This is a genomic window from Starkeya nomas, from assembly GCF_902703545.1.
GTDB lineage: Bacteria > Pseudomonadota > Alphaproteobacteria > Rhizobiales > Xanthobacteraceae > Ancylobacter > Ancylobacter moscoviensis.
Genome location: NZ_CACSAS010000035.1, coordinates 1 through 555, shown reverse-complemented (window position 1 = coordinate 555; position 555 = coordinate 1). Strand labels below are relative to the sequence as shown.

Here is a 555-nt window from a genome sequence, read left to right as displayed (position 1 = left end):
GGGCCGCCTTCGCCGAGATCTATGGCATCCCCATGCGGGTGGGCAAGTATCACGCGGGGGCATCCGAGACCGACAAGCGCGCGCTGCTGCGGGCCGTGGCGAGCATCGCCAACGACGCGGCCGCCATCATCCCGCTGGGCATGGACATCCAGTTCATCGAGGCGCAGGGCACGAAGGGCGAGGCTGTTTTCGGCGGGCTGCTGGAATATCTCGACAAACAGGTTTCAAAGCTCGTTGTCGGGCAGACGATGACGGCCGACGACGGCTCGTCCCAGGCGCAGGCGAAGATCCACGACAAGGTGCGCCTGGACATCACCCAGGCCGACTGCCGCCAGCTCGCGAACACGCTCAACCGCGACCTGATCCCGTGGTTCGTGTCGCTGAACTTCGGCCCGCAGGACCGCTACCCGAAGGCGACGCTGCCCGTCGCCGAGCCAGAGGACGTGAAGGAGCTCACCGAGGCCGTGGCGCGCCTCGTGCCCATGGGGCTGAAGGTGAGCCAGCGCGAGATGCGCCAGCGCATCGGCGTGTCCGAGCCGGAAGAAGACGACGATC

The 555-nt window shown here is 67.2% G+C and carries 1 protein-coding gene; it reads left to right on the top strand.

Annotated elements, in window-relative coordinates; all coding sequences use genetic code 11:
• Positions 1–555: phage portal protein family protein (locus tag STARVERO_RS22735; RefSeq protein WP_159602410.1), on the top strand; the 555-nt coding region annotated here is incomplete at both ends.